The 4,186-nt window shown below is 76.4% G+C and carries 3 protein-coding genes; 1 reads left to right on the top strand and 2 read right to left on the bottom strand.

The window, feature by feature from the left end; genetic code table 11:
- Positions 1-220 precede the first annotated feature (220 nt).
- Positions 221-1,531, top strand: coding sequence for a nucleotide sugar dehydrogenase (locus ACFV0G_RS36210; RefSeq protein ID WP_380557095.1), 1,311 nt, complete (start codon positions 221-223; stop codon positions 1,529-1,531).
- 30 nt (positions 1,532-1,561) lie between these two features.
- On the opposite strand, the gene ACFV0G_RS36215 is transcribed toward ACFV0G_RS36210, so the two are convergent.
- Entirely contained in the window at positions 1,562-2,710 is a 1,149-nt protein-coding gene (locus ACFV0G_RS36215; protein ID WP_380557097.1) for a hypothetical protein, read from the bottom strand.
- Positions 2,711-2,869: 159 nt separating this feature from the next.
- A partial coding sequence (locus ACFV0G_RS36220) for an SUKH-4 family immunity protein (protein ID WP_380557099.1) occupies positions 2,870-4,186 on the bottom strand: 1,317 nt, incomplete at its 5' end.

Here is a 4,186-nt window from a genome sequence, read left to right on the forward strand (position 1 = left end):
GGGGGGGGCGCGCGGGGGGCGGCGCGGCGCCGCCCCGCGCAGCGCCGGGGCGCCCCCCCGGGGCCTCAGCGCCGTCCGGGGCCGCTCACCCCGGCCGTTCGGCACCGCTTTGCGCGAAGCCGCCCGCGCCCGGTCCCGGCTCCGTACCCTCGTGTGAAGAAGGTGTGGGGCCGCCCCGGAGAGGGTGTGCGCACCATCGCGATGGAGGGGGTACTTCGTCATGCGCGTGGTCATCGCAGGCCAGGGCTACGTCGGGCTGCCGCTGGCCGTCCGGGCCGCCGAGGTGGGGCACCGGGTGGTCGGGTACGACGTCGACGAGCGCCGGATCAAGCGGCTCGCGGTCGGCGAGTCCTACGTCGAGGACATCCCCGGCGAGCGGCTGCGCCCGCTGCTGGACAGCGGCGCCTACCTGCCGTCCGCCGAGCCCTCGGACGTGGCCGGGTTCGACGTCGCGGTGATCACCGTGCCGACGCCGCTGCGCGACGGCGTCCCCGACCTCTCGTACATCGAGGCCTCGGCCCGGCTGCTGGCCCGGCACCTGCGGCCCGGCGCCACCGTGGTGCTGGAGTCCACCACGTACCCGGGCACCACCGAGGAGCTGCTCGCCCCGCTGCTGGAGCAGGGCTCCGGGCTGCGGGCCGGCGCCGACTTCCACCTCGGTTACTCCCCCGAGCGGATCGACCCGGGCAACCCGCGGTGGCGGCTGGAGAACACCCCGAAGGTCGTCTCCGGCACCACCCCGGACGGCCTGGCCGCCGTCGACGGCTTCTACGGGCAGCTGGTGGAGCGGACGGTGCCGGTCTCCTCGTGCAAGGAGGCCGAGCTGACCAAGCTGCTGGAGAACACCTTCCGGCACGTGAACATCGCCCTGGTCAACGAGCTCGCGATGTTCGCGCACGACCTCGGGATCGACGTCTGGGAGGCCATCGACGCGGCCTCCACCAAGCCGTTCGGGTTCCTGCGGTTCACCCCCGGCCCGGGCGTCGGCGGGCACTGCCTGCCGATCGACCCGTCGTACCTGTCGTGGCGGGTGGAGCGGGCGCTCGGCCGGTCGTTCCGCTTCGTCGAGCTCGCCAACGACGTCAACAGCCACATGCCGGACTACGTGGTGCGCCGGCTCACCGAGGCGCTCAACGACCGGCAGCGCTCGGTCAACGGCTCCCGGGTGCTGGTGCTGGGCCTGGCGTACAAGAAGAACACCGGCGACGCTCGGGAGACCCCGGCCGCCCGGGTGGTCGAGCTGCTCACCCGGATGGGCGCCGACGTCCGCGCCGCCGACCCGCACGTGGTGGCCGGGGTGCACGTCGCCGAGCCGCAGATCCCCGGCCAGCGCACCGCCCCCGAGCACGACGGCGGCCCCCTGGCCTCCGTACGCCGGGTGGAGGCCACCCCCGAGGAGCTGGCCGCCGCCGACGCCGTCATCCTGCTCGCCGACCACGACGACTTCGACTACGACGCGGTCGCCGAGCACGCCCGCTACGTCCTGGACTGCCGGCGCCGCCTCACCGGCGCCGCGGTCGAGGTGCTCTGACCCGTACGGCCCGGCCGCGGCGGGGTGCCGTCAGCCGCGGCGGGTGATGCGGCCGGGGCGGGTGTCGTGGTCGATGCCGTCGTCCACGATGACGATCTTGGGGACGATCTTCGCCTCCGCCGCGGGCTCCTCGTCCGCCGCGTCCTCCTCGGCGCCGTCGGCGGGCGCCGCGTCCTCGCCGGCGGCCGGGGGCTCGGCGGTGGGGCGGTCCTTCTTCAGGAAGAGGTCGAGGGTGAGCTCCGGCTCGTTGGCCTCGCGGGCGGCGGCCTCCAGGGCGGCCGGGCGGCGGGACGGCTCGATCGCGCCGAGGGCCGCGCCGGTCAGCTCGGCCAGCGTCTTCTTGATGGTGTCGAGCTGCTCCTCCATCTCGGCGTGGCGCGCGGTGAAGTCCCGCTGGTCCGCCTCGCCGGCGACCCGGATCCGCTCGGCCTTCAGCCGGGCCGCGGAGAGCAGGTCCTCCGCCCGGGTCTGGGCGTTGCCCTCGATGGTGCGGATCTCGGCGAGCACCGCCTCGCGGTGCTGCTCCGCCTCGCGCAGCCGGCGCTCGGCGCCGGAGGTGAGCTTCGCCTCCTCGGCGTCCGCCTGGGCCTCGGCCTCGGCGAACATCTCGTCCGAGCGGCGGCGCAGCTCGGCCAGCTTGGCCTCGGCGCGCTCCTCGGCCTCGGCGGCGGCCAGCCGGGTGCGGGCCGCGTCCGCGGTGGCGGCGTCCCGGGTGGCCCGGCCGTCCAGCTCGGCCTCCAGGCGGATCCGCTCGGCGGACGCCCGGGTGCTCATCTCGGTCTCGCGGCCGTGCTGCTCGGCCTCGCCGCGGACCGTGGCCGCGTAGGTGTCGGCGGCGCGCGCGGCGGCCTTGCCGGCCTTCTCCGCCTCGTCGCGGATGTCCCCGGCGTTGCGCAGCGCGGTGGACCGCACCGCCTCCGCCTCGTTCGCGGCGATCGCCATCAGTGCGGCGGCCTGCTCGCTGAGCCGGTTGTAGTCCGGCTCGGGGGCGTCCTCCTTGGCCTGCATGATCTCGGCGAGACGCTTCTCCATCTCCCGCAGGCCGGCGCCGAGCACGCTGAGCCGCTCCCACGCCTGGTCGCGCTCCGCGGTCAGCCCCGCGAGCGTCGCGTGGACCTGCTCGGGCGCGTAGCCGCGCCGGGCAACCGTGAAGCCGTGCTGGGAGACGGCGTCGCTCATCGGCTCTCTTCCCCTCGTGCTGTCGGGATCCGTGCTCTCGGGATCTCTGTCCGTTCGAGGACGACCCGAAGCCGCCCACTTGACCTATTTTGCGCAGATACGGTGGAAAGCCCAACAAGACGAGGCCGGGGGCGGGCCGCGCCGACCCGCCCCCACCGGCTACATCAGGCCGTCCCAGAACTGCTCCAGCAGCACCGCCCACCAGCCCTCCGGGGTGTGCAGCGCCGCGGGGTCGACCGCCAGCAGCTGCGCCTGGAGGTCGGTGGTCCAGCGGCCGGCCTGCTCCGGGGTGAGGCCGTAGCGCAGCCGCCACATCCGGCCGAGGACGGCCAGGCTGCGGACGAACTCCGGTACGCCGGTGTTGACGAACCGCGGCGGCTCACCGGTTCCCTCCAGGTCGACCGCGACCACCGCGGCGGTGCCGTACTGCACGCACAGCTGCCGTCCGTAGTCGTTGCCGAGCACCAGGTAGCCGCCGAAGTCCGGGCCGGCCGGGCGGCCGCGCTCGGCGGCGAGCTCGGCCAGGGTCGGGATCGGCCGGCCCTCCTGGGCCTGGGCCCAGAAGAACGGCGCGAACTCGCGCGGCAGCCCGGCCCACATCAGGGTCTGCGCCACCGGCTCGGGAACGCCCTGCCGGGAGACCGCGCGCTGCTCGAACCGGAAGACCGCCGGGCCGAAGGCCTGGCCGAGCTCGGCGGCCAGCTGCTGGGGCGCCAGCGGCGGCAGCGGCAGGACGGAGCCCGGCGGCGGCAGCGGGGCGGGCACCGGCCGCGGCCGCTGCGGGGCGGCGGCCAGCTGGTGCAGCTGGTCGTGGTGGTCGAAGAGCAGCGCCATCCCGGCCTGCCGGGACTGCCGGTCGCGGCCGTACGGCACGGTGTGGGTGATCCGCACGTTCGGCCAGGAGGACCGGACCATCCGGGCGCAGTAGCCGCCGGGCAGGTCGCACAGCTCCAGCTCGGTGTGGAACTCCAGCACCTGGTCCGGCGGCACGCCCAGGCGCCGCATCTCCTGGAGCGCCTTCCACTCCGGGTGCGGGGTGCCCGGCTCGCTCGCCATCACCAGGGACTGCTCGGAGCCGTCCGGCCGGCGGTAGCTGATCACCGCCTGGGTGCCGGGGCCGATGGTCGGCACGCCGGGGGCACCGGCCGGCACCGGGCCGGGCAGGCCGGGCGCCGGCATCTGCGGCGGTCCGGGCACGGCGGCGGGCGGCATCGGCGGGGCGCCGACCGGTCCGGCGCCCGGGTAGCCGTAGCCCGGCGGGGGGCCGGGCACCGGGGCGACGCCGACCGGCGGCGGGGGCAGCGCGGGGCCGGCGTGCGGCGGTGTCGCCGGGTCCATCGGCAGGCCGGGCCCGCCGGGGATCTCGACGGCGTGCGCCAGCTGGGTCGCGGCGTGGGCGACCCCGGCCGCATCGGGCGACGGCGCGGACGGGGAGGCCGGGGCAGCCGCGGCGCCGCCGAGCAGGCCGGCCGGGGC

Source organism: Kitasatospora sp. NPDC059571 (assembly GCF_042735675.1).
Classification (GTDB): Bacteria; Actinomycetota; Actinomycetes; order Streptomycetales; family Streptomycetaceae; genus Kitasatospora.